We start from the raw sequence: 24,763 nt of genomic DNA, 5'->3' as shown, positions 1-24,763 counted from the left end.
ACCCGAGGAGCCCTCCCATGGCCGTTTCCCGACGCGTCTTCGTCGCGACAGCCGCCGTCCTCGCCGCGACCGGCGCCACCAGACCCGCCCTCGCCGCACCCGCAGCCGACGCCGAGGACCGCTACCGCATCCCCGTCAGCCCCGACGACACCGAGGCCGACCTGGTCCGCAAGGCCTCCCAGGTCCGCCCCACCGCACGGCAGATCGCCTGGCAGCGCCTGGAACGCACCGCGTTCCTGCACTTCGGCGTGAACACGTTCACCGGCCTCGAATGGGGCACCGGCGACGAGGACCCCGACGTCTTCCAGCCGGCCGGCCTCGACACCGACCAGTGGGCGCGCGCCCTGCGCGACGGCGGCTTCAGGCTCGCCATCCTCACCGTCAAGCACCACGACGGCTTCGTCCTCCACCCGTCCCGCTACACCGACCACTCGGTGGCCTCCAGCACCTGGCGCGACGGCCGGGGCGACGTCCTGCGCTCCTTCGCCGACTCCATGCGCCGCCACGGCATCAAGGTCGGCGTCTACATCTCACCCGCCGACGAGAACCAGTACCTCCACGGCGTCTACGCCAACGGCAGCCCCCGTACCGAGCACACCATCCCCACCCTCGTCCCGGGCGACGACCGCACACCGTCACGCTCGTACACCCTCCAGGCCACCGACTACGGCGCCCACATGCTCAACCAGCTCTACGAGGTGCTCACCGAGTACGGCCCGATCGACGAGGTCTGGTTCGACGGCGCCCAGGGCCGCATCCCGCCGGACAAGGTGGAGAAGTACGACTGGGACAGCTGGTACACCCTCGTCCGCTCCCTCGCCCCCGACGCCGTGATCGCCGTGTCCGGCCCCGATGTGCGGTGGGTCGGCAACGAGGGCGGGCTGGCCCGGGAGGACGAGTGGAGTGTCGTACCGGTACAGGAGAAGGACTACGGGCGTACGGACTACGCCCTCGCCTACGACGCGCCCGACATGGGCAGCCGCGCCGCCCTGGTGAAGGCCCGGCCGGTCGCCGACCACCTCCAGTGGTGGCCCGCCGAGTGCGACGTGTCGATCCGTGACGGCTGGTTCTACCACGCCGACCAACAGCCCAAGAGCGTCGAGCAGTTGACGGACATCTACTTCAGGTCCGTGGGCCGCAACTCGGTGCTGCTCCTCAACATCCCGCCGGACACGGACGGTCTGCTGCCCGCCGCCGACGTGGCGCGGCTGCGGGAGTTCCGCGAGCGCGTGGACCGCGAGCTCCCCGAGGACCTGGCGCGCGACGCGCGGACCACCGTCTCACCGGGCCGTGTCACGGTCGACCTCGGCCAGGAGCGCGAGGTGGACCGGATCCGGCTCGCGGAGGACATCCGGTACGGACAGCAGGTGGAGAGCTTCGTCGTGGAGGCGCACCGGGACGGGGTCTGGTCGGAGGTGACCCGGGCCGGGGCGATCGGGGCGAGCCGGATCCTGCTGCTGGCGGTTCCGGTGCGGGCGCGGCGGTGGCGGGTGCGGGTGACCGGTTCGCGGGCGTCGGCACGGATCGTGGAGTTCGGGCTGTACCGGTCGAGGGTCTGAAATTCGGTTGACCGGTACAGGGCCGCACGGGCTGGATGGGGCACATGGCCGACATCCAGGGCACCTACGACCGTCTGTTCCTCGCCGTGCCGAACGCGCTGGCCGACATGCTGGACGCGGGGGACGCCGGCGGCTCCGTGGCCGTCTTCGTGGACGGCGAGCCGGTCGTGGACGTGTGGGGCGGGTTCGCGGACGCCGGCCGCACCCTGCCGTGGGAGCGCGACACGCTCGTCAACGTCTGGTCCGTGACCAAGACGATGACGGCGCTGTGCGCCTTGGTCCTCGTCGACCGCGGCGCACTCGACCCGGACGCGCCGGTCGCCCGGTACTGGCCGGAGTTCGCGGCGGCGGGCAAGGACAAGGTGCTCGTACGGCATCTGCTCGCGCACACGGCCGGCCTGCCCGACTGGGACGGGCCGACCGACGAGCTCTACGACTGGCCGGCCGCCACGTCCCGGCTCGCCGCGCGGGCTCCCCGCTGGGAGCCGGGCACCGCCGCCGGATACCACTCCCTCACCCAGGGATTCCTGGTCGGCGAGGTCGTCCGCCGGGTCACCGGCCGCAGCGTCGGGGACTTCCTCGCCGAGGAGGTGACGGGTCCGCTGGGCGCCGACTTCCACATCGGTCTGCCGCCCGCACACGACCACCGGGTCGCCCTCACCATCCCGCCGACGGGCCGGGACGAGGACTACGCGGCGAGCGCGCCGGCCAACCCGACGGGCTCCGAGGCGGGCAACGGCGTACGTGTCCGCGACGGCAACAGCCTGGCCTGGCGCCGCGCGCAGATCCCCGCGGCGAGCGGATACGGCAACGCCCGCTCGGTCGCGCTGGTGCAGTCGCTCCTGGCCTGCGGTGGCGAGGTGAACGGGGTGCGGCTGCTGTCGCGGGCCGGCTGTGACCGCGCCCGGGAGGAGCAGTTCGACGGCGACGACCGTGTGCTGGGCATGCCGATGCGCTGGGGCCTGGGCTACGGCCTGTTCGGCGGCACCTACGGCTGGGGCGGCTGGGGCGGTTCCCTGGTGCTGATCGACCCCGACAGCCGGATGGTCGTGGCGTACGTGACCCACCAGATGCGCGAACCCACACAGGACACCCGGGGTCTTGAGCTCGTCACGGCCGCCTACGAGGGGCTCCAGGGGCTGCGCCGCTAGAGCCGTACGACACCGGTGGCGCGGGGCCGGCGACCGGGGGGCGACGGTCAGGCGCCCCGCGCCACCCCCGTACTGCCCCGTTCCACCAGCCTCGGCACCGGCACCCGGACCGCCCGCGCCGACCCCCCGTCCAGGAGGGCGGTCAGCTCGCGGGCCGCCGTACGTCCGAACTCCCCGCTGTCCCGGGACAGCGCCGACAGCCACGGCTTGACCATGCGGCACAGCGCGGAGTCCTCCCAGGACACCACCGAGACGTCCGCCGGTACCGAGAAGCCCAGTTCGGCCGCCGCGGCGACTCCGGCGACGGCCATCACGTCGTTGTCGTAGATCAGCGCCGTCGGGGGCGTGGGGCCCTCCAGTACCCGGCGCGTGACCGCCGCGCCCTCGGCGTCGGAGTAGTCGGTGGTCACGGACCTCACCTCGGCCAGACCGCGCCGCCCGGCCTCGGCCCGCAGGGTGCGGATACGGCGTTCGGTGTGGGCGAGCCCCGGCAGTCCCGCGATGTGCACGATCCGCCGGTGGCCGAGGGTGTACAGGCCGTCCACGACCGAGGCCATCGCGCCCGCGTCGTCCGCCCACACGGTCGACAGACCGGGGTGCCGCTCGTCGGGCGCGCCGCCGATCACCACGGCGGGCAGGCCGAGTTCGTCGAGGAGATCGGGGCGGGGGTCGGCGGTGCGCGGGTCGACGACCAGGACGCCGTCCACGCGGTGCTCCGCCCACCAGCGCCGGTACACCGCGCACTCGTCGGCGACGTCCTCCACCACCTGGAACAGCAGCCCGAGATGACGTTCCGCCAGCACTTCCTGGATGCCCGAGACGAGCTGGAGGAAGAAGGAGTCCACACCCAGCGTCTCCGCCCGCCGGGCCAGGACGAATCCGACCGTCGCGGCGCCCTCGCCGGACAGCGCGCGGGCCGCCGTGCTGGGCCGCCAGCCCAGCTCCTCGGCGACCTGACGCACCCGCTCGCGTGTCTCCTCGGAGACTCCGGACCGGCCGTTCAGCGCGAAGGAGACGGCGCTCTGGGAGACGCCGGCATGCCGTGCGATGTCCTTCATCGTCGGTCGGCGGACCGGTGAACGCTTGCCTGACACGCTGTTTCCCCATTCCCCGGCACTTTCCGCGCCAGTATGCACTAATGCGGTTCAGCTGCGTCAACCTAATGCGCATTAGTCACTAAACAAATTAGCTGTGCGAGACGCATTGACGGGCCCCGGGAGAGACATGCAGGGTCTGCGTCGTTGGTCAACTCCGCCGCAAAGGAGAACGGTTCGCCGTGCCTGTATCCCGCAGAACCCTCGCTGCCGCCGCCGTCTGTGTCGTCCTGCCGCTGAGCGGCTGCGGTTCCGGCGACGGCGGTGGTTCGACCGACGCCTCGGGCAAGATCGAAGGTGACATCACCTTCCAGACCTGGAACCTGAGGGCGAACTTCAAGGACTACTTCGAGGGCCTGATCGCCGACTTCGAGAAGAAGTACCCCGGCACCGACGTGAAATGGGTCGACCAGCCCGCCGAGGGCTACGCCGACAAGATCAGCGCCGACGCCGCGGGCGGCACCCTCCCCGACGTCGTCAACGTCTCGCCCGACCTGGTCGCCCCGCTCGCCAAGGCGGGCCTCGCGATGGACCTGGACAAGGCGGCCTCCCAGTACAAGAAGGAGTACCTGCCCGGCGCATGGGCCAGCCACCAGATACCGGGCATGACGGGCACGTACGCCTTCCCCTGGTACCTCAACACCGGCCCGCTCTTCTACAACAAGACCCTCTTCGAAGAGGCGGGCCTCGACGCCGAGCAGCCGCCGAAGACGTACGACGAGGTCTTCGACGCCGCGCTGAAGATGGCCAAGGAGACGGACGGCAAGGTCGCCACCCTCGCGAACGTCCCCACCATCGAGGACTTCGGCCGCTACGGCGTCCCGCTCATGAACAAGGAAGGCACCGCCTTCACCTTCAACGACGCCAAGGGAGTCGAACTCCTCGCCAGGTACAAGGAGTTGTACGACGCCAAGGCCCTCGACCCGCAGGCGCTGACCGCGACCCCCGAGTCGTCCGGCAAGAAGTTCCTCACCGGCGCCGTCGCCATGAACCCCGGCAGCGCGCTCGACCTCGGCAACTTCAAGAAGCAGGCGCCGAACCTGTACAAGAACATCGGCATCACCGACCAGATCACCAGCACCGGCCATGTCAACATGTACGTGATGGGCGTGATGGTCAACGCGCAGACCAAGCGCACGCCCGCCGCGGTCGCCTTCGCGCACTACGTCACCGACGCCGCGCACCAGATGTCCTTCGCCAAGCAGGTCGCCATCTTCCCCAGCACCGCAGGCTCGCTCGACGACCCGTACTTCACCAAGGAGGACGGCACCGACGAGACCCGGGTCCGCGTCGCCGCCGCCAAGTCGCTGAAGAACGCGGTCAACTACACGCCCGTGCTGTTCAGCGAGCAGATGAAGACCGAGCTGCGCAACGAGGTCGCCAAGGCGCTGCAGGGCAAGGAGAGCCCGAAGCAAGCTCTTGACAACGCTGTCGGGGCCTGCGACAAGCTGCTCCAGCAGCAGGGGTAGTACACGATGGCCCTCCCCACCGCCTCCCGGGTGCGGCGCCAACTGCCCACCAGTCCCTGGCTGTTCGCCGCCCCGGGCCTGCTGATCATCGGCGCCTTCATCCTGTACCCGTTCGTCTCCACCGTGGTCAACGCCTTCACCGACCGCCGCACCCTGATACCGGGCGAGTTCGTCGGACTCGACAACTTCCGCGAGCTTCTGAACGACGACATGTTCTGGATCGGCCTGCGCAACAGCACGCTGTACGTCCTCGGAGTCGTACCCGCGCTGGTGATCCTGCCGCTGCTGCTCGCGCTGCTCGTGCAGAAGAACATCCCCGGCATCACCTTCTTCCGGTCCGCCTTCTACACCCCGGTCGTCGCCTCGATCGTGGTCGTCGGGCTGATCTGGGTGTGGCTGCTCGACGAGCGCGGACTGGTGAACTCCCTGCTGGAGACCATCGGCGTCGGCCGGGTCGGCTTCCTCAGCGACCAGTGGCTGCTCCTGCTGAGCGCGATGGCCGTCACGGTCTGGAAGGGCCTCGGCTACTACATGATCGTTTACCTGGCGGCGCTCGCCAACGTGCCGCGCGAACTGCACGAGGCGGCCGCCGTGGACGGCGCGGGGGCCGTCCGCCGCTTCCTCACGGTCACCGTGCCCGCCGTCCGCTCCACCATGGTCCTGGTCGGCGCGCTGTCCTCGGTCGCCGCCTTCAAGGTGTTCTCCGAGGTGTACCTGATGGCCGGCCCGAGCGGTGGACCGGCGGGCGAGGACACCACCCTCGTCATGCTCGTCCAGCGCACCGGCACCGGCCTGACCGGCCGCGTCGGCTACGCCTCCGCCATCTCGGTCGTCGTCTTCGTCGTCACCGTCGCCCTGATGCTGCTCGTGCTGCGCGCGGACCGGAGGGACGAGTCATGAGCGTCATGGAAAAGGTGAGGCCGACGGTGCCGGCGCCCGCGAGGGAGCCCCGCGTCACCGACGAACACGGCCGCCGGATACGGGTGTGGGAGCTGGCCCTGCGCTATCTGCTCCTGCTCGGCGTACTCGCCCTCACCGTCGGCCCGTTCCTGTGGCAGTTGTCGACCTCCCTCAAGGGCCCCACCGAGGACATCTTCAGCTCCCCGCCGAAGCTCCTGCCCGGCGACCCCACGCTGCACAACTACGAACGGGTCGCCGACACCATCCCCGTCTGGGACTACGCCCTCAACTCGCTGAAGGTCGCCACCGCCAACGTCGTCACCAACTGCGTCGGCGCGGCCCTCGCCGGATACGCCCTCGCCCGGCTGCGCTACCGGGGCCGCCGCGCGGCCACCCTGGCCTTCATCCTGGCGATGCTCGTGCCCGTGGAGGGCATCATCATCGCCCAGTTCACGACCATGCGAGAGCTCGGCCTCAACAACACCCTCGTCGGCGTCGTGCTGCCCGGCTCCATCAGCGCCCTGAACGTCCTGCTGATGCGCAACGCCTTCCTCAACCTGCCGTACGAGATCGAGGAAGCCGCCTATGTCGACGGGGCCAACGTCTGGCAGCGGTTCCTGCGGATCGCGCTGCCGTCCGTGAAGGGGACCGTCGCCGTCGTCGCGATCTTCGCTTTCATGGGTGCCTGGGACGACTTCCTGTGGCCGCTGATCGTGCTGAGCGACCCGTCCAGGTTCACCCTGACCATCGGGCTCAACTATCTGCACGGCACCTTCGCAAACGACGAACGCCTGGTCGCCGCCGGCACGATCATCGCCGTGGCGCCGCTGATCGCCCTGTTCGCCTGTCTTCAGCGGTACTTCTTCCGCGGGGTGGGCGAGGGCGCCGTCAAGGGCTGACCACCCCGGGGCCGACCGCCCCGCCCTCGTCTCACCTCCGTCCCACCTCCGTCACAAGGACACGCATGCCTCCTGCCGTGCGCTTCGGCGTCAACTACACCCCGAGCGAAGGGTGGTTCCACCACTGGCTCGACTTCGACCTCGACTCCGTACGCGCCGACCTCGACTCCATCGCGGCACTGGGCCTCGACCACATCCGGGTCTTCCCGCTGTGGCCGTACTTCCAGCCCAACCGCACCCTGATCCGGGAGCGGGCCGTCTCGGATCTCCTGCGGCTCGTCGACGCCGCCGCCGAACGCGGTCTCGACGTCAACGTGGACGGGCTGCAAGGCCACTTGAGCAGCTTCGACTTCCTGCCGGCCTGGACCCGGACGTGGCACCGGCGCAACCTCTTCACCGACCCGGAGGCAGTCGAGGGCCAGGCCGCCTACCTGCGCACCCTGGCGGCGGCGCTGGCGGACCGCCCCAACTTCGTCGGCATGACCCTCGGCAACGAGGTCAACCAGTTCTCGGCGGGCCCGCACCCCGACCCCGACCGTGCCACCGAGGCCGAGATCGACCGCTGGCTCACCCGTATGCTCGCCGCCTGCGAGGAAGGCGCCCCCGGGCGGCTGCACCTGCACGCCGAGTACGACGCCACCTGGTACCAGGACGACCAGCCGTTCACGCCGGCTCAGGCAGCCCGGCACGGTGCCGTCACCGCCGTGCACTCCTGGGTCTTCAACGGCACCGCCCAGCGCCACGGCCGTACCTCCGTGCCGGCCGAGCACCACGCCGCGTACCTCGTCGAGCTCAGCAAGGCCTGGGCCGGCGACCCGCACCGCCCCGTCTGGCTCCAGGAGGTCGGCGCGCCCGCCCCGCTGGTCCCGCCCGAGCACGCCGCCGCCTTCACCGCCGCGACCGTCGCGAACGCCCTGGACTGCCCCGACCTGTGGGGCATCACCTGGTGGTGCTCGCACGACGTGTCCCGGGAGCTGGCCGATTTTCCCGAACTCGAATACAGGCTGGGTCTGTTGACCAACGACCGGAAGCCGAAGGACACCGCTCGGGTACTGGAGCGAGCGGCCCGGGAGACGCCGCGCACGCCCGAGCCGCGTACGACGGCGCTGATCGTCCCCGCCGACCCGGCCGTGCGCTCGACCTGCGCTCCCGGCGGTCCCGTCTTCGACGCCTTCTTCCGCCTCACCGCCGACGGCGCCCGCCCCACCACCGTCCTCGACACCCGCGCCGACGACCAGGAACACCTGGCCGCGCGCGGCATCACCGAGGTCGTCACTCCCGATCAGGTACTCCCCGCCCCACAAGGACTCCAAGGAGGCACCCGCTCGTGAAACCCACCAGACGCACCGTCCTCATCGCCGCCACGGCCGCGCTGCTCCCCTCGTCACCGGCCGTGGCGGCACCGAAGTCCAGGGCCGCCGCACTCCAGCCGTACGCCTCCTACTGGTACCCGGACTCCCTGCCCTCCGGCACCCCGGGCACGGGCATCACCTGGCGGAGCCTGAAGTCATGGCGCCCGACCGACGACCCGGACCTCGCCTTCAACGCCTCGACGGTGCCGCTCGCCCCGCGCTTCACCCCGGCCCCGGTGAACGCGACCGCCCGCGCGGGCCAGGCCCGCATCCAGTCCCTGGTGTCCTTCGGGCCGACAGCCGCCAACCCCTCCCAGGGGTCGGCCACCGCCGACTACTACGCCCTCACCCACTGGGCGTACATCGACGAGCTGGTCTTCTGGGGCGGCTCCTCCGGTGAGGGGCTGATCCTGGCACCGAACGCGCCGATCGTGGACGCCGCGCACCGGCACGGGGTGCCCGTCCTCGGGAACGTCTTCCTGCCGCCCGTCGCCTACGGCGGACAGTTGCGGTGGACGCGTGACCTGGTGCAGCAGGATGCGGCCGGGCGGTATCCGCTGGCCGAGCGGCTGGTCGCGGTCGCGGAGGCGTACGGGTTCGACGGGTGGTTCGTCAACGCCGAGACCGGGGGAGGGGACGCCGCCCTCGCCGCGGGCATGCTGGGCTTCATGCGGGAGTTGAAGTCGCTCGCGAGGGCCGCCGGACAGCGGGTGACCTGGTACGACTCGATGACCGTGAACGGCGCCGTGAGCTGGCAGGGGGCGCTCAACTCCCAGAACGAGGCGTTCTTCCAGGCCGCCGACGACATGTTCGTCGACTTCCGGTGGACGGCGGCGAAGCTGACGTCGTCGGGGCAGCGGGCGGGGCAACTGGGGCGCAGCCGCTACGAGTTGTGGGCGGGCGTGGACGTGGAGGCCAACGGCTGGAACTCGTCCGTGAACTGGGACGCGATCGTGCCGCGTGACAGGGCGCATGTGGTGTCGGTCGGGTTCTACCGGCCCGAGTGGACCCGGAACCACCTGCCGGCCGATGGGCGGGCGCCCAGTGAGTTCCACGCCGCCGACGACCGGTTCTGGACCGGGCGGTCACTGGATCCCTCGCGGCCGGACGGTACGGACAGCTGGCGGGCTCCCGCCGTGTCGGTCGCCGACCGCTCGACGGTCACCACCGTGCCGTTCGCGAGCGTGTTCAACACCGGGCACGGGCTGCGGTGGTACGAGGACGGGAAGGTGACGTCGGACGCGCCCTGGAACCACCTGGGGCTGCAGGACCGGCTGCCGTCCCGGCGCTGGGTCGTGCACACGGAGGGGCAGCGGCCCGCTGTGAACTTCGACTTCGCTGACGCGTGGTGTGGCGGGAGCAGTGTGCTGGTCGAGGGTGAACTGGACGAGCCCGCGGTCGTGGATGTGTATGCGACACGGCTGCCGGTCACTGTTGACACGGTTGTCGAGCTGACGCATCGGACCGACGCGGGCGGTGTGAACGTCGAGTTGGCGGTGGCCATGGCCGAGCCGAGCGGGCCGGGGGCGACACCGCCGTACACATATCTGCCTGTGAACTCGGTCAACAGCTGGCAGACCGTGTCCGTCCCGCTCACAGGCCTGACCGGCACCGCACACGCGATCGGCATTCGCCTCACCGCGACCGACGGTGGCCCCGTCCGCTGGCGGCTGGGCGGCCTCGCCGTCCGCAACGCCCCGCACACGCCCGGCGCCCCCTCCGGCCTCCGGATCACCGCGGCGTCCGGCGGCGACCTGCGCTACGCCTGGAACCCGGCGTCCGGCGACGTACGCCACTACACCCTGCACCGCCTCCTCCCCGACGGCACCAGACGTTTCCTCGGCGCCACCTGTCAGCGTGCCTTCTTCGCCGGCGGCCTGGGGCCCGAGCAGGGTGAACGGGCGGCGCGGTTCGAACTGCGCGCCGTAGGGGAGCTCTACACCACGTCCGCCCCCGCGACCGTCACCCACGCCTGGTAACCCGACCCGCCCCGCCTCACCCACGACCTACGGAGTGCCCCCGTATGCATGACGACCGCAGCCTGGTCGAAGCCCGTCTCAAGCGCGTCCTCGACGAGCGCGTCCGACCCGCCGTGTACCCGGAGTCCGTGCCGCTGGACGTGGCGGTGTGGCATGCGCCCGGCGAGCCGGTCCCCGTCGCCGAGGGGCTGGCGGCCGAACCCGAGCCGATCGAGGTGGGCGCCCGCTGGGGTGCTCCGTGGGGCACCAGCTGGTTCCGCGTCACCGGGACCGTGCCCGAGGCGTGGGCAGGGAAGACCGTCGAGGCGCTGCTCGACCTCGGGTTCGACGAGAACATGCCCGGCTTCCAGTGCGAGGGCCTCGTCTACCGGCCCGACGGCACCCCGGTGAAGGGCCTCAACCCGCGCAACCAGTGGGTGCGGATCGGCGCGCCCGTCGAGGGCGGCGAGCAGGTGCGGCTGCACATCGAGGCCGCCTCCAACCCGGTCATCCTCGACTACCACCCCTTCCTGCCGACACAGTTGGGCGACAAGGAGACCGCCGGCAGCGAACCCCAGTACAAGCTGGCCCGGATGGATCTCGCCGTGCTCGACGAGGACGTCTGGCAGCTGGTCATCGACCTGGAGGTGCTCGGCGAGCTGATGGCCGAGCTGCCGGTGGAGTCGGCGCGACGCTGGGACATCCTGCGGGCGGTGGAGCGGGCGCTCGACGCCCTGGACCTCCAGGACGTCAACGGCACGGCGGCCCGGGCACGCGCCCGCCTCACCGACGTCCTCGCCGCCCCCGCCGTACCGTCCGCCCACCGCATCAGCGCCGTCGGACACGCGCACATCGACTCGGCGTGGCTGTGGCCGCTGCGCGAGACCGTGCGCAAGGTGGCCCGTACGACGTCCAACATGACCGCGCTGATCGAGGACGAGCCCGACTTCGTCTTCGCCATGTCCCAGGCCCAGCAGTGGGCGTGGGTGAAGGAGCACCGGCCCGAGGTGTGGGCGCGGGTGAAGAAGGCGGTCGCGGAGGGGCGGTTCGTGCCGGCCGGCGGGATGTGGGTGGAGTCGGACACCAACATGCCGGGCTCGGAGGCGATGGCCCGGCAGTTCGTGCACGGCAAGCGGTTCTTCCTCGACGAGTTCGGCATCGAGAACGACGAGGCCTGGCTGCCCGACACCTTCGGCTTCGCCGCCGGACTGCCCCAGATCATCAAGGCGGCCGGCTCCAAATGGCTGCTGACACAGAAGATCTCCTGGTCGCAGACGAACAAGTTCCCGCACCACACCTTCCAGTGGGAGGGCATCGACGGCACCCGGATCTTCACCCACTTCCCGCCCGTCGACACCTACAACTGCTCCATGAAGGGCAGCGAGATCGCCCACGCGGCCCGCAACTTCAAGGACAAGGGCGTCGCCCGGCACTCCCTCGCCCCCACCGGCTGGGGTGACGGAGGCGGCGGCACGACCCGCGAGATGATCGCCAAGGCGGCCCGGCTGCGCGACCTCGAAGGCTCCGCCACCGTCGTCTGGGAGACCCCGGACGCCTTCTTCCGCAAGGCCGAGGCCGAGTACCCCGACCCGCCCGTCTGGGTCGGCGAGCTCTACCTCGAACTCCACCGCGCCACCCTCACCAGCCAGGCCAAGACCAAGCAGGGCAACCGCCGCAGCGAACACCTCCTGCGCGAGGCCGAGCTGTGGGCGGCGACGGCGGCCGTACGGACCGGATTCCCTTACCCCTACGAGGAGTTGGACCGGATCTGGAAGACGGTGCTGCTGCACCAGTTCCACGACATCCTGCCGGGGTCGTCGATCGCGTGGGTGCACCGGGAGGCACGGAAGACGTACGAGGAGGTCGCCGAGGAGCTGACGGGGATCATCCGCGCGGCACAGCGGGCCCTGGCGGGGGACGCGGACGGGGAGCGGATCCTGCTGTTCAACGCCACACCGCACACACGCGCCGGCGTCCCGGCCGGCGGCGTCGGAACCGCCGAGACCCAGGGCCGGACACAGGTGACGCCCCGGCCCGACGGCGGCCACGTCCTGGACAACGGCCTGCTGCGCGTCGAGATCGACGGACGTGGCCTGGTGGTGTCCGTGTACGACATCGAGGCCGACCGCGAGACGATCGCGCCGGGCGCTGCCGCGAACCTCCTCCAACTCCACCCCGACTTCCCGAACATGTGGGACGCCTGGGACGTCGACGAGTTCTACCGCAACACGGTCACCGACCTGACCGACGCGGAGAAGGTCGACGAGAGCGGCGAGGGAGTCCGGGTCGTACGGGCCTTCGGCTCGTCCCGCGTCACACAGCGGCTGAGCCTCGCACCGGGCGACAAGCGTCTGCTCTTCGACACGATCGTCCACTGGCACGAGACGGAGAAGATCCTGAAGCTGGCCTTCCCGCTGGACGTGCACGCGGAGCGGTACGCCTCGGAGACGCAGTTCGGCCACTTCCACCGGCCCACGCACACCAACACCAGCTGGGAGGCGGCCAAGTTCGAGGCCTGCAACCACCGCTTCGTCCACCTGGAGGAGCCGGGCTGGGGCGTCGCCGTCGTCAACGACTCGACGTACGGGCACGACGTGACCCGCACGGTCCGCACCGACGGCGACCGCGGCACGACCACCACCGTCCGCATGTCCCTGCTGCGCGCACCGCGCTTCCCCGACCCCGAGACCGACCAGGGCGTCCACCGCTTCCGGCACGCCCTGGTCCCCGGCGCGGGCATCGGGGACGCGGTGCGCGAGGGCTGGCGGATCAACCTGCCCGAGCGGCAGCTGTTCGGCGACGTCGACGAGGTCGCCCCCTTGGTCGCCGTCGACCATGACGCGGTCGTCGTGACCGCCGTCAAGCTGGCCGACGACGGCAGCGGAGACGTGGTCGTGCGCCTCCACGAGGCCCACGGCGGTCGCGTACGGGCCACCCTGACGGCGGGGTTCGAGGTCGCGGACGTCGTGGCGACGGATCTGCTGGAGCGCGCCCTGCCCGAGACACCGGTGTACGACGGGCAGCACGTCGCGCTGCGGCTACGGCCCTTCGAACTGGTGACGCTGCGACTGCGCCGGGCCGCCTAGCCCGGACAGAGACAGAGACAGAGACAGAGACAGAGACAGGGGCAGGGACAGGGGCTGGGGCTCACCCGCCGAGCTGGGCCCGCAGCCACTCCTCCACCTCGCCCACATGCGCGGCCGCCGCCGCCCTGGCCGCCTCCGGATCGTGGGCGACCAGGGCGCGGTGGATCGCGGCGTGTTCGCGGCGGGTGCGGGCGAAGGCGCCCTCCTCCTGGTAGCCGCGCCAGACGCGGGCGCGGAAGGTGCGCGAGGACAGGCCCTCCAGGATCGCGGCCATCGTCTCGTTGCCGGCGGCGGCCGCGATCTCGCGGTGGAAGGCCAGGTCGTGGGCGAGGATCTCCTCGGGGTCGTCCGTGGCGTTCATCGCCGTCAGATGCTTCTCGACCTCCGCGAGCTGGTCCGGCGTGATGCGCGCCGCCGCCAGGGCCGTCGCCGTCGACTCCAGGATGCGGCGCACCTCCAGGAGCTCCACCAGCCGCGGCCCCCGGGACAGGTCGGCGACCACACCGAACGTCTCCAGCAGATCGCCGGCCTCCAACTGGGTGACGTAGATGCCCGAACCGTGCCGGGCCTCCAGCACCCCCAGCACCGTCAGCGCGCGGATCGCCTCCCGCATCGAGCTGCGGGAGATGCCGAGCTGCGTCGCCAGATCACGCTCGGTCGGCAGCCGCTGGCCGGGCTCCAGGCGCCCCTCCGCGATCATCGCCTTGATCCGCTCGATGGCGCGCTGCGTCACGGTGCCCTTCTGCGGGGCTGTCTCGTCCACGTTCACGCCGTTCCTCCTGTCACCGGTGCGCGCAGTCTAACCAGCGAAGTGGTCCGACCAATACAGAGGTGGTCCGACCAATATGGTCGCGATGCGGGAAAATCTGATGCTGGAGGGTGTTCTTCCCGGGAAGTGGTCTGATAAATATGCGGGCATCTGCTCGAACCATGTGCTCGACGACGCTCAACGAGGAGCCGCCAGATGCCCGGCAGGACAGCGCGGAAGCAGTACAGGTCACGGAACGTCGGCGCGATGGCCCTGGCCGTCGGCGCCTCGCTCGCACTCGCCGCGTGCGGCAGCACCAAGGACACCGGCGCCGCGAGCGCGGAAGGCGGCGGCAGCGGCAAGGTCGGGGTGATCCTGCCCCTGCTGACCTCGCCGTTCTGGCAGTCGTACAACGACTACGTGCCGAAGATGGCCGACTCCGAGGGCGTCGACACGCTCAAGACGGTCAACTCCAACAGTGACCCCTCCCAGCAGATCACCGACATCAACAACCAGCTCAACCAGGGTGTGAAGGGCCTCGTCGTCGCCCCGCTGGACAGCGCCGCCATCGAGGCCGGCCTCGACCAGGCCGAGCGCAAGGGCGTGCCGGTCGTCGCCGTCGACGTCGCGCCCGACAAGGGCAAGGTCGCGATGGTGGTCCGTGCGAACAACGTGGCGTACGGCGAGAAGGCCTGCCAGTACCTCGGCGAGCAGATCCCCTCCGGCAAGGTCGTGCAGATCATGGGCGACCTCGCCTCGGTCAACGGCCGTGACCGCTCCGAGGCGTTCCGCGCCTGTGTGAAGAAGAACTTCCCCAAGCTGAAGGTCCTGGAGATACCGGCCAAGTGGGAGTCCGACGCCGCGGCCTCCAGGCTGGACACCCTTCTGAACGCCAACCCCGACATCAAGGGCATCTACATGCAGGCCGGCGGCGTCTACCTCGCGCCGACCCTCCAGACCCTGAAGTCCAAGGGCATGCTGAAGAAGGCCGGGGAGTCCGGGCACATCACGATCGTCTCCAACGACGGCATCCCGCAGGAGTTCGACGCCATCCGCAAGGGCGAGATCGACGCGACGGTCTCCCAGCCCGCCGACCTGTACGCCAAGTACGGCATGTACTACATCAAGGCGGCGATGGAGGGGAAGACCTTCGAGCCCGGCCCCACCGACCACGACTCCACCATCGTGAAGCTGCCCAGCGGCATCCTGGAGGACCAGCTGCCGGCCCCGCTGGTGACCAAGGACAACGTCGACGACCCCAAGCTCTGGGGCAACACGGTCAAATGAGGACGGCAGTGATCACACCCCTCGCCGAGGCGCGGGACATCGTCAAGCGGTACGGCCCCACCACCGCCCTCGCCGACGGCCGGCTGACCGTCCTGCCCGGCGAGTCCCACGCCCTCGTCGGCCGCAACGGCGCCGGCAAGTCGACCCTGGTCAGGATCCTCACCGGCCTCCAGGCACCCGACGAGGGCACCGTCCGCTTCGACGGTGAACCCGCGCCGCCGCTGACCGACCGCGACGCCTGGCGCCGCAAGGTCGCCTGCGTCTACCAACATCCCACGGTGGTCCCGGAGCTGACGGTCGCCGAGAACCTCTTCATCAACCGGCAGCCGCTCCAGCGCGGCTTCATCAGCTGGCGCAGACTGCGTACCGAGGCCGCCGACCTCCTCGCCACCTGGGACGTGCACGTCGACCCCGAGGCCCGCACCGCCGACCTCAAGGTCGAGGACCGCCAAATGGTGGAGATCGCACGGGCGTTGAGCTTCGGGGCCCGCTTCATCATCCTCGACGAGCCCACCGCCCAGCTCGACAACCGCGAGATCGAGCGCCTGTTCACACGGATGCGGGCGCTGCAGGACTCCGGCGTCACCTTCCTGTTCATCTCGCACCACCTCCAGGAGGTGTACGAGGTCTGCCAGACCGTCACCGTGCTGCGCGACGCCCGCTGGATCACCACCGCCCCGGTCGCCGAACTCCCGCGCCGGGCCCTGGTGGAGGCCATGGCGGGGGAGTCCCTGGAGGCCCTCGCCGAACAGGCCGTGGACCCGAGGGACGTCGACCACGACGCCCCTGTGCTGCTCGAAGCGCGCGGTCTCACCTCACCGGCGTACGAGAACATCGACCTCACGGTCCGCCACGGTGAGGTCGTCGGGCTCGCCGGGATCAGCGGCAGCGGCAAGGTGGAGCTGGCCGAGTCCTTCGCGGGGCTGTACACGCCGAGCAGCGGGAACGCCCAACTGGGCGGCGAGAGGCTGCCGTTCGGCGATGTGCAGGCCGCGCTGAAGGCCGGTGTCGCCTGCGTGCCCCGGGACCGGCACGACCAGGGCCTGGTCGCCGGCATGACCATCGGCGACAACGCCACGATGAGCGTCCTCGACCGGCTCGGCCGCTTCGGCTTCGTCGGCACCGAACGCAAACGTGGCTTCGCGACGGCGCTCATCGAACGCCTCGACATCCACACCGAGGGCCCCGACCAGCCCGTCTCCGACCTGTCCGGCGGCAACGCGCAGAAGGTCGTCATGGCCCGCGCGCTCGCCTCCGAGCCCCGGCTCCTGGTGCTGATCAACCCCACGGCCGGGGTCGACGTGAAGTCCAAGGAGTCCCTGCTGGCCCGCGTGGACAGCGCCCGTGAGGACGGCGTCGCCGTACTGGTCGTCTCCGACGAGCTCGACGACCTGCGGCGCTGCGACCGCGTCCTCGTCCTGTTCCACGGCCGTGTCGTCGCCGAGCACCCGGCGGGCTGGCGCGACCACGAGCTGATCGCCTCCATCGAAGGAGTGGACCACCATGGCTGACACCAAGGCCCCACCGGCCCTGCCCGTGAAGGTGCCGGACGCCCGTGCCGCCAGGACCGTCCTGCTCCGCCGCGCCCGCGAACTCGCCCTGGTCCCGGCCCTGTTGCTGCTCCTGGTGCTCGGCGCGGTGGTCAACGACTCGTTCCTCACCGAGCGGAACCTGATCTCGATCCTCGGCGCGTCCGCCGCGCTGGCGATGGTCGTGCTGGCCGAGTCGCTGGTTCTGATCACCGGCAAGTTCGACCTGTCCCTGGAATCGGTCGTCGGCATCGCGCCCGCCGTCGGGGCGCTCCTCGTGCTGCCCGCCGCGCAGTCCGGCTGGGGCGCCGAACTGCCCGCCGCGCTCTCCCTGCTGGCGATCCTCGTGGTCGGCGCGGCCGTGGGTGCCTTCAACGGCATCCTGGTGGTGAAGTTCAAGCTCAACGCGTTCATCGTGACGCTCGCGATGCTGATCGTGCTGCGCGGACTGCTGGTCGGCGCCACCAAGGGCAAGACGCTGTTCGGGATGCCCGACAGCTTCTACTCCCTGGCCACCACCACTTTCATCGGCGTCCCGATGTCGGTGTGGCTCGCCGCGGCGGCCTTCGCGGTCGCCGGGTTCGTGCTCAAGTACCACCGCATCGGACGCGCTCTGTACGCCATCGGCGGCAACGCGGACGCGGCCCGCGCGGCCGGTATCCGGGTCGAGCGCGTGATGCTCGGCGTGTTCATCGTGGCGGGCACCCTCGCGGCCGTCGGCGGCATCATCCAGACGGGCTATGTCGGCGCGATCAGCGCCAACCAGGGCAACAACATGATCTTCACCGTGTTCGCGGCCGCGGTGATCGGCGGTATCAGCCTCGACGGCGGCAAGGGCACCATGTTCGGTGCCCTGACCGGCGTACTCCTCCTCGGCGTCGTCCAGAACCTGCTGACACTCGCCCAGGTGCCGTCCTTCTGGATCCAGGCCATCTACGGCGGAATCATCCTGGTCGCCCTCATGATCGCCCGCGTGACGACGGGCCGCGCCCAGGACTGACCCGGCCAGGACCGCCGTCCCAGCGCCGCCCCCGACAACGCCGCCACTGACCGAAAGGCCCTCCGTGTCCCCGACCCCAGGTACCCCCGCCCGCATCACCGCGGTCGACACCTACGACATCCGCTTCCCCACCTCCCGCGAACTCGACGGCTCCGACGCGATGAACCCGGACCCGGACTACTCGGCCGCGTACGTCGTGCTCCGCACCGATGCCGCGGACGGGCTCGCGGGGCACGGGTTCACGTTCACCATCGGGCGTGGCAACGATGTCCAGGTCGCCGCGATCGAGGCGCTGCGCGGGCATGTCGTCGGCCGGTCCGTCGACGAACTGTGCGCCGACCCGGGGTCCCTGAACCGCGACCTGATCGGCGACAGCCAGCTGCGCTGGCTCGGCCCCGAGAAGGGCGTGATGCACATGGCGATCGGCGCCGTCATGAACGCCGTGTGGGACCTGGCGGCCAAGCGCGCCGACAAGCCCCTGTGGCGGCTGCTCGCCGACGCCGACCCGGAGTGGATCGTCCGCCAGATCGACTTCCGGTACATCAGCGACGCGCTCACTCCCGAGGAGGCCCTGACGCTGCTGCGCCGGGGCCGCAAGGGGGCGCGGGAGCGCACGGCCCGGCTCCTGGAGCGTGGCTACCCCGCCTACACCACCTCCGCCGGCTGGCTCGGCTACGACGACGACAAGCTCACCCGCCTCGCCGCCGAGGCCGTCGCCGACGGGTTCCGGCAGATCAAGCTGAAGGTCGGCGCCGACCTGGAGGACGACGTGCGGCGCTGCCGGGTCGCCCGCCGCGTCGTCGGGCCGGACATCCGCATGGCCATCGACGCCAACCAGCGCTGGGACGTGGCCGAGGCGATCCGCTGGACCAAGGCCCTCGCCGAGTTCGACCCGTACTGGATCGAGGAGCCCACCAGCCCCGACGACGTCCTCGGCCACGCGGCGATCCGGGAGGCCGTCGCCCCGGTGAAGGTGGCGACCGGCGAGCACGTGCAGAACCGGGTCGTCTTCAAGCAGCTCCTCCAGGCCGGCGCCCTCGACGTCCTCCAGATCGACGCGGCCCGCGTCGGCGGCGTCAACGAGAACCTCGCCATCCTGCTGCTCGCCGCCAAGTTCGGCGTCCCGGTCTGCCCGCACGCGGGCGGCGTCGGCCTGTGCGAACTCGTCCAGCACCTGTCGATGTTCGACTACGTCGCCGTCACCGGCACCACCGAGGACCGTGTCATCGAGTACGTCGACCATCTGCACGCCCACTTCCTCGACCCGGTGGTGATCAGGGAAGGTCACTACACGGCACCCACCGCGCCGGGCTTCTCGGCCGCCATGCGACCCGAGTCGATCGCGCGGTACACGTTCCCGGACGGCGCCTTCTGGGCCGCCGACCTCAAGGCCACCGACGAGAAGGGGCACGCGGCATGAGCGACTTCGACGGTCTCAAGGCGCTGGTGACAGGAGGGGCCTCCGGCATCGGCCGGGCCACGGCCGAACTCCTCGCCGCGCGCGGCGCCCAGGTCGCCGTACTCGACCTGGACCCGTCGTCGGTGGACAAGCCGCTGCTCGCGTTCCGCGCCGACGTCACCGACGACACGTCCGTCCGCGAGGCGGTCGCCGCCGCCGTGGCCGACCTCGGCGGCCTCGACGTGCTGATCAACAACGCCGGCATCGGCGCCCAGGGCACGGTCGAGGACAACGACGACGCCGAGTGGCACCGCGTCATGGACGTCAACGTCGTCGGCATGGTCCGGGTCGCCCGCGCCGCCCTCCCGCAGCTGCGGGAGTCGGCCCACGCGGCCATCGTCAACACCTGCTCCATCGCGGCCACGGCAGGGCTCCCGCAGCGGGCGCTGTACAGCGCGACCAAGGGCGCCGTGTACTCGCTCACCCTCGCCATGGCCGCCGACCACGTCCGCGAGGGCATTCGCGTGAACTGCGTCAACCCCGGCACGGTGGACACCCCCTGGGTCGGACGACTGCTGTCCAAGGCGCCCGACCCGGCCGCCGAACGCGCCGCGCTTCAAGCCCGTCAGCCCACCGGCCGCCTGGTCTCGGCCGCCGAGGTCGCGGGCGCCGTCGCCTATCTGGCAAGCCCGCTGTCCGGCGCCACGACCGGCACCGCCCTCGCCGTCGACGGCGGCATGCAGGGACTGCGCCTCAGGCCGGTGGGCTCGTGAACCGGCTCGGCCGCACCGACGTCGAGGTCAGCCCGCTGTCCTTCGGCGCCGCCGCCATCGGCAACCTCTACACCGAGGTCGGCGAGCAGCAGGCGTACGAGGCGGTGGACGCCGCCTGGGAAGCGGGCATCCGCTACTTCGACACGGCCCCGCACTACGGCCTCGGCCTGTCCGAACGCCGCCTCGGCGCGGCGCTGCGGGAGCGCCCGCGAGGCGAGTACACGATCTCCACGAAGGTCGGCCGCCGTCTGGAGCCGGTGACGGACGCGACGGGCGACGACCTGGCCAACGGCTTCGCCGTCCCCGCCACCCACCGCCGTGTCTGGGACTTCAGCGCGGACGGCGTACGACGCGGCCTGGAGGAGAGCCTGGAACGGCTCGGCCTCGACCGCGTCGACGTCGTCTACCTGCACGACCCCGACGACCACGCCGAACAGGCCTTCCGCGAGGGCTATCCGGCGCTGGAGCAGCTGCGCTCCGAGGGCGTGGTGGGCGCGATCGGCGCCGGGATGAACCAGGCCGAGATGCTCACCCGCTTCGCCATGGACACCGACGTCGACGTGGTGCTGTGCGCCGGCCGCTACACGCTGCTGGACCAGAGCGCGCTCGACGACCTGCTGCCCGTGGCCGTCGAGTGCCACACCTCGGTCGTCGTCGGCGGCGCCTTCAACTCCGGCCTCCTGGCGGACCCGAGGCCGGACGCCACGTACAACTACACCCGCGCGCCCCAGGAGTTGCTGGACCGCGCCCTGCGCATGAAGTCCCTCGCCGACCGCCACGGCATCACCCTGCGGGCCGCCGCCCTCGCCTTCTGCGCCGCGCACCCGGCCGTCGCTAGCGTCCTGGTGGGCGCCCGGTCGGCCGACGAGGTCCGGGACTGCGCCGAGCAGTTCGCCACGGACGTGCCGAGGGCGTTCTGGCGGGAACTGCTGGAGTCCGGCCTGCTGTCCGACAAGGAACCCTCATGAGAGTCGCCCTGCACACCAAGGTCCGCGCCGACCGCGTCGCCGAGTACGAGGCCGCCCACCAGGAGGTGCCGGTCGAACTCACGGACGCCATCCGCGCGGCCGGGGCCACCTCCTGGACGATCTGGCGCAGCGGCACCGACCTCTTCCACGTCCTGGAGTGCGAGGACTACGGCCGCCTCCTCGCCGAGCTGGAGAAGCTGCCCGTCAACGTGGCCTGGCAGGCCCGCATGGCCGAGCTGCTCGACGTGGTGCACGACTACTCCGACGAGGGCGCGGACGCCGGCCTGCCCGTCGTATGGGAGCTGCCGTGACGGTCGTCGACGCCCACCACCACGTCTGGGACCTCTCGGTCCGGGACCAGGACTGGATCACCGGACCCGAACTGCAGCCACTCCGACGGAACTTCACGGTCGACGACCTCGCCCCCGAGGCGCGCGAGGCCGGAGTCGACCGTACGGTCCTGGTCCAGACGATCACGGTGGCCGAGGAGACCCCGGAGTTCCTCGCCCTCGCCGCCGAGCACGACCTCATCGCGGGCGTCGTCGGCTGGACCGACCTCACCCGCCCCGACGTCGCCGACGAACTGGCCCGGCTGCGGGAGCTGCCCGGCGGCCGGTATCTGAAGGGGATCCGCCACCAGGTCCAGGGCGAGCCCGACCCGGAGTGGCTGCTGCGCGCGGACGTACGACGCGGACTGGCCGCGGTGACCGATGCCGGGCTGGTCCACGACCTGGTCGTCCTCCCGCATCAGCTGCCCGCCTGCGTCAAGGCCGCCGCGGACCACCCCGGCCTCACCTTCGTCCTGGACCACCTGGGCAAACCGCCCATCGCCTCCGGCGAGCGGGAACCCTGGGAGACAGCGGTCCGCTCCCTGGCCGCCCTCTCCAACACCGTCTGCAAGCTATCCGGCATGGTCACCGAGGCCGACCTCGCCTCCTGGACGGTCGACGACCTGCGCCCGTACGCCGACGTCGTCCTGGACGCCTTCGGCCCGGACCGGCTGATGTACGGCTCCGACTGGCCGGTGTGCACACTCGCGGCGTCGTACGGCCAAGTGCTGGACACGGCACGTGAGCTGACCGGGAAGTCCGACCGCAGGCAGATCTTCGAGACGACCGCCACCCGGGTCTACGACCTCTGAGCCACCCCCGCCAGCCTGGTCGGCGGCAGATACTCCCGCACATACGTCCGCTCCCAGCACGCCCCCGTCTCCCGCAGCTCACGCCAGGTCGTGTAGCGGTAGCGGAAGAGCCGGGCGCGGATGTGGCGCGGCGGGGCGTCGGGCGGGAACGGGGAGCGGCGCAGCAGCTTCAGCGTCTCCCGGTCGTTCTCCAGGAGCCGCTCCACCAGGGCGCCGAACCACGACCCGGCATACGCGGGCGACAGCGCGGCGAACCACATCAGCCAGTCGAGTCGCAGATGGTAGGGCGCGAACTGCCGCGGCCAGCGCCGGGGATCGCCGGGTTTGCCCTTGAACTCGTACTCCCGCCAGTCCGAGTCCTCCCGCGGCACGTCGTCGTCGGTGCCCTCGATCACCACCTCGTACCGGATCCGGCTGACGCTGCCGAAGGCGCCGTAGGTGTTGACCAGATGGAGCGGGTCGAAGGAGCGGTTCATGATCTGGCGGCGGGAGACCATGTTGGCGACCGGGTGGTAGCTCAGGAAGACGAGGAGCGCGGCGACCGCGAGGACCACGACCTCGTACCACAGCGGCGCGTCCGCCGCGGTCGGCGGATCGCTCGGGAACTCGATCGCCGACAGGGCCAGCACGATGGTGATCCAGTTCAGCCAGGAGAAGTTGCCCGACAGGACCAGCCACAGCTGGGTGACGACCATCAGCGAGGCGGCGACCGACGCGATCGGCTGGGGGGTGAAGAGGAGGACCGGCACGACGAGTTGGGTGACGTGGTTGGCGGCCACCTCGACCCGGTGCAGCGGCCTCGGCAGATGGTGGAAGAACCAGCTCAGCGGTCCCGGCATCGGCTGGGTCTCGTGGTGGTGGTCCAGGCAGGTCAGCTTCCGCCAGCACTCGTCGCCGCGCATCTTGATCAGGCCCGCCCCGAACTCGACGCGGAAGAGGATCCAGCGCAGCAGGAACAGCACCACGATCGGCGGCGCCACCTCGTCGTTGCCCAGGAGGACGGCGAGGAATCCGACCTCCAGCAGCAGGGACTCCCAGCCGAACGAGTACCAGGTTTGCCCGACGTTCACGATCGACAGGTACAGCGCCCACGGGACGAGCCACAGCAGCATGGCCGCCCACAGCGGCACGACGTTGTCCAGCCCGGCCAGCAGCGCCGCCGACACCGCGGCCCCCGACCAGGCGCACGCGGCGAAGAAGCGGTCCGAGTAGTGCAGTTGGAACAGGCTCGGCGCGGCCCGGAAGCGTACCTGCGCGACGAAGCGCGGCACGGGCAGCATGCCGCGCTCGCCCATCAGCGCCCGGAACTGGAGGGCAGCCGTCAGGAACGCGACGAGATACACGCCGGCCAGAGCCCGCTGGAAGACCAGCCGGCTCGTCCAGTAGTCCGGTGCGATGAACCACTCCACGGCCCGTCCCCTCCTCTCCTCATTGTCGCGTCACCGGTCGCGCCACTCGACTCAGGTGACTCTCCGTATACCACTTCTCCGCTTGCGTAACCCGACCGAGTGAAGCAGACAATGGGGGCGAAATGCCCGAGAACCGGCGGGAGGACGTGGTGCGGACACTCACCCGAGCCCTCGTCACGGCCTGCGCGCTCTCGGCGGCGCTCGTCGTCGCCGGATGCGGGGACGACGGCGACGAGGACACCGGAGCGGACGGCGACGTCCTTCTCCAGCCCGCCGCCGACCAGGGGCCGGACCCCTTCACCGACTCCACGGCGACCACGACCGCCACCCCGCCGCCGGTCACCCGAACGCCGAGGCCCGCGCACTCGGGCCGGGCCGGGCCGCAGTCCCTGTCCGGCGAGACACCTGGCCTGTACGGCGGCACCCGCGGGGCCGGCAGCTGCGACGTCCGGCGACAGATCGACCGGCTCACCGCCGACCGGGCCAAGGGGCGGGTCTTCGCCCGGGCCGCCGGCATCTCCCAGGGGTCGATCCCCGGCTATCTGCGCGGACTCACCTCGGTCGTGCTGCGCGCCGACACCCGGGTCACCAACCACGGGTTCCGCGACGGCACGGTGACCGGCTACCAGTCCGTCCTCCAGTCCGGCACCGCCGTCCTCGTCGACGGCCACGGCGTCCCGCGCGTCCGCTGCGCCTGCGGCAACCCCCTCGCACCGCCCGTCGACCGACACGGCGGATCCGGCACCAGCGGCCGGGCCTGGCCCGGCTACCGGCCGGACCAGGTGATCGTGGTGGCCCCGACAACCCAGGTCATCACCGACATCACGATCATCGACATCGCCCACCACACCTGGATCGAACGCCCGGTCGGCCATCGCGGCCACCGCCACGACCACGTCGTACGGCCCTCCGAGCCGGTGACCCCGACCCCGGAGCCGCACCCGCGCGGCTGCGGCTCCGGGGTGGGGGGCCCCGGCGCGGAGGGCCGGGCGACGGGGTCGTGGCGGGGGCCGCGCTGGGGGGGGCGCGGGTGGCGTACCG

20 protein-coding genes are annotated in these 24,763 nt (G+C 71.1%); 17 read left to right on the top strand and 3 right to left on the bottom strand.

Translation table 11 applies throughout. The annotated features are described in order from the left end of the window. Window positions 1-17: 17 nt before the first annotated feature. Window positions 18-1,559: an alpha-L-fucosidase gene (locus tag L0P92_RS14025; RefSeq protein WP_234762965.1), complete on the top strand. Its 1,542-nt coding sequence runs from the start codon at window positions 18-20 to the stop codon at window positions 1,557-1,559. Window positions 1,560-1,603: 44 nt separating this feature from the next. Beyond that, window positions 1,604-2,710, top strand: coding sequence for a serine hydrolase domain-containing protein (locus L0P92_RS14020; protein ID WP_234762964.1), 1,107 nt, complete (start codon window positions 1,604-1,606; stop codon window positions 2,708-2,710). Window positions 2,711-2,757: 47 nt separating this feature from the next. Here L0P92_RS14020 and L0P92_RS14015 read toward each other — a convergent pair whose 3' ends face one another. Beyond that, window positions 2,758-3,768, bottom strand: coding sequence for a LacI family DNA-binding transcriptional regulator (locus tag L0P92_RS14015; protein WP_234762990.1), 1,011 nt, complete (start codon window positions 3,766-3,768; stop codon window positions 2,758-2,760). A 218-nt stretch (window positions 3,769-3,986) separates the two neighbouring features. Between L0P92_RS14015 and L0P92_RS14010 the strand changes: the two genes are divergently transcribed. The 6 genes from L0P92_RS14010 to L0P92_RS13985 all read left to right on the top strand — a co-directional run bounded on the left by L0P92_RS14010 (window position 3,987) and on the right by L0P92_RS13985 (window position 13,468). Continuing rightward, a complete protein-coding gene (locus tag L0P92_RS14010) occupies window positions 3,987-5,273 on the top strand; it encodes an ABC transporter substrate-binding protein (RefSeq protein WP_234762962.1) in 1,287 nt (428 codons plus the stop codon). Between the two features lie 6 nt (window positions 5,274-5,279). Then, window positions 5,280-6,173, top strand: a complete 894-nt coding sequence (locus L0P92_RS14005; protein WP_234762961.1) for a carbohydrate ABC transporter permease — start codon at window positions 5,280-5,282, stop codon at window positions 6,171-6,173. Then, window positions 6,170-7,072, top strand: a complete 903-nt coding sequence (locus L0P92_RS14000) for a carbohydrate ABC transporter permease (RefSeq protein WP_234762959.1) — start codon at window positions 6,170-6,172, stop codon at window positions 7,070-7,072. Before L0P92_RS14005 ends, L0P92_RS14000 begins: the two co-directional genes overlap by 4 nt. 65 nt (window positions 7,073-7,137) lie before the next feature. Continuing rightward, complete coding sequence (locus L0P92_RS13995) at window positions 7,138-8,403, top strand: glycoside hydrolase 5 family protein (RefSeq protein ID WP_234762958.1); 1,266 nt, start codon at window positions 7,138-7,140, stop codon at window positions 8,401-8,403. Continuing rightward, window positions 8,400-10,403 carry an endo-beta-N-acetylglucosaminidase gene (locus L0P92_RS13990; protein WP_234762957.1) on the top strand — a complete coding sequence of 668 codons (2,004 nt, stop codon included), beginning with the start codon at window positions 8,400-8,402 and terminating at the stop codon, window positions 10,401-10,403. Before L0P92_RS13995 ends, L0P92_RS13990 begins: the two co-directional genes overlap by 4 nt. A 44-nt stretch (window positions 10,404-10,447) precedes the next feature. Beyond that, a complete protein-coding gene (locus L0P92_RS13985) occupies window positions 10,448-13,468 on the top strand; it encodes an alpha-mannosidase (RefSeq protein WP_234762956.1) in 3,021 nt (1,006 codons plus the stop codon). 61 nt (window positions 13,469-13,529) lie between these two features. Here L0P92_RS13985 and L0P92_RS13980 read toward each other — a convergent pair whose 3' ends face one another. Beyond that, complete coding sequence (locus L0P92_RS13980) at window positions 13,530-14,231, bottom strand: FadR/GntR family transcriptional regulator (protein ID WP_234762989.1); 702 nt, start codon at window positions 14,229-14,231, stop codon at window positions 13,530-13,532. Window positions 14,232-14,432: 201 nt separating this feature from the next. Here L0P92_RS13980 and L0P92_RS13975 point away from each other — a divergent pair, with 201 nt between their 5' ends. From L0P92_RS13975 to L0P92_RS13940, 8 genes are all read left to right on the top strand, one after another. After that, a complete protein-coding gene (locus L0P92_RS13975) occupies window positions 14,433-15,503 on the top strand; it encodes a sugar ABC transporter substrate-binding protein (protein WP_234762955.1) in 1,071 nt (356 codons plus the stop codon). Continuing rightward, entirely contained in the window at window positions 15,500-17,014 is a 1,515-nt protein-coding gene (locus L0P92_RS13970; RefSeq protein ID WP_234762954.1) for a sugar ABC transporter ATP-binding protein, read from the top strand. Before L0P92_RS13975 ends, L0P92_RS13970 begins: the two co-directional genes overlap by 4 nt. Then, on the top strand, window positions 17,007-18,032 hold the full coding sequence (locus L0P92_RS13965; RefSeq protein WP_234762953.1) for an ABC transporter permease: 1,026 nt from the start codon (window positions 17,007-17,009) through the stop codon (window positions 18,030-18,032). The genes L0P92_RS13970 and L0P92_RS13965 overlap by 8 nt, the downstream gene beginning before the upstream one ends. Before the next feature lie 64 nt (window positions 18,033-18,096). Next, window positions 18,097-19,452, top strand: coding sequence for an L-fuconate dehydratase (locus L0P92_RS13960; protein ID WP_234762952.1), 1,356 nt, complete (start codon window positions 18,097-18,099; stop codon window positions 19,450-19,452). Continuing rightward, the gene (locus L0P92_RS13955) at window positions 19,449-20,204 is read left to right on the top strand and encodes an SDR family NAD(P)-dependent oxidoreductase (RefSeq protein ID WP_234762951.1); all 756 of its coding nucleotides are present in this window, start codon (window positions 19,449-19,451) and stop codon (window positions 20,202-20,204) included. The genes L0P92_RS13960 and L0P92_RS13955 overlap by 4 nt, the downstream gene beginning before the upstream one ends. Beyond that, the gene (locus tag L0P92_RS13950; protein ID WP_234762949.1) at window positions 20,201-21,172 is read left to right on the top strand and encodes an aldo/keto reductase; all 972 of its coding nucleotides are present in this window, start codon (window positions 20,201-20,203) and stop codon (window positions 21,170-21,172) included. The genes L0P92_RS13955 and L0P92_RS13950 overlap by 4 nt, the downstream gene beginning before the upstream one ends. Beyond that, window positions 21,169-21,483, top strand: coding sequence for an L-rhamnose mutarotase (locus L0P92_RS13945; protein ID WP_234762948.1), 315 nt, complete (start codon window positions 21,169-21,171; stop codon window positions 21,481-21,483). The genes L0P92_RS13950 and L0P92_RS13945 overlap by 4 nt, the downstream gene beginning before the upstream one ends. Continuing rightward, window positions 21,468-22,313, top strand: coding sequence for an amidohydrolase family protein (locus L0P92_RS13940; protein WP_234762946.1), 846 nt, complete (start codon window positions 21,468-21,470; stop codon window positions 22,311-22,313). The genes L0P92_RS13945 and L0P92_RS13940 overlap by 16 nt, the downstream gene beginning before the upstream one ends. Here L0P92_RS13940 and L0P92_RS13935 read toward each other — a convergent pair. Continuing rightward, window positions 22,301-23,722 (bottom strand): lipase maturation factor family protein, encoded by a 1,422-nt coding sequence (locus tag L0P92_RS13935; protein WP_234762939.1) that lies wholly within the window; start codon window positions 23,720-23,722, stop codon window positions 22,301-22,303. The two genes, L0P92_RS13940 and L0P92_RS13935, sit on opposite strands and share 13 nt — an antisense overlap. Window positions 23,723-23,844: 122 nt before the next feature. On the opposite strand from L0P92_RS13935, the gene L0P92_RS13930 reads away from it, so the two are divergent. Beyond that, window positions 23,845-24,763: DUF6777 domain-containing protein (locus tag L0P92_RS13930; protein WP_234762937.1), on the top strand; the 919-nt coding region annotated here is incomplete at its 3' end.

The sequence above is a fragment of the Streptomyces muensis genome (genome assembly GCF_021474425.1).
Taxonomy (GTDB): Bacteria; Actinomycetota; Actinomycetes; order Streptomycetales; family Streptomycetaceae; genus Streptomyces; species Streptomyces muensis.
The sequence above is the reverse complement of the archived record's forward strand: the minus strand, read 5'-3'. Positions and strand labels throughout refer to the sequence as shown.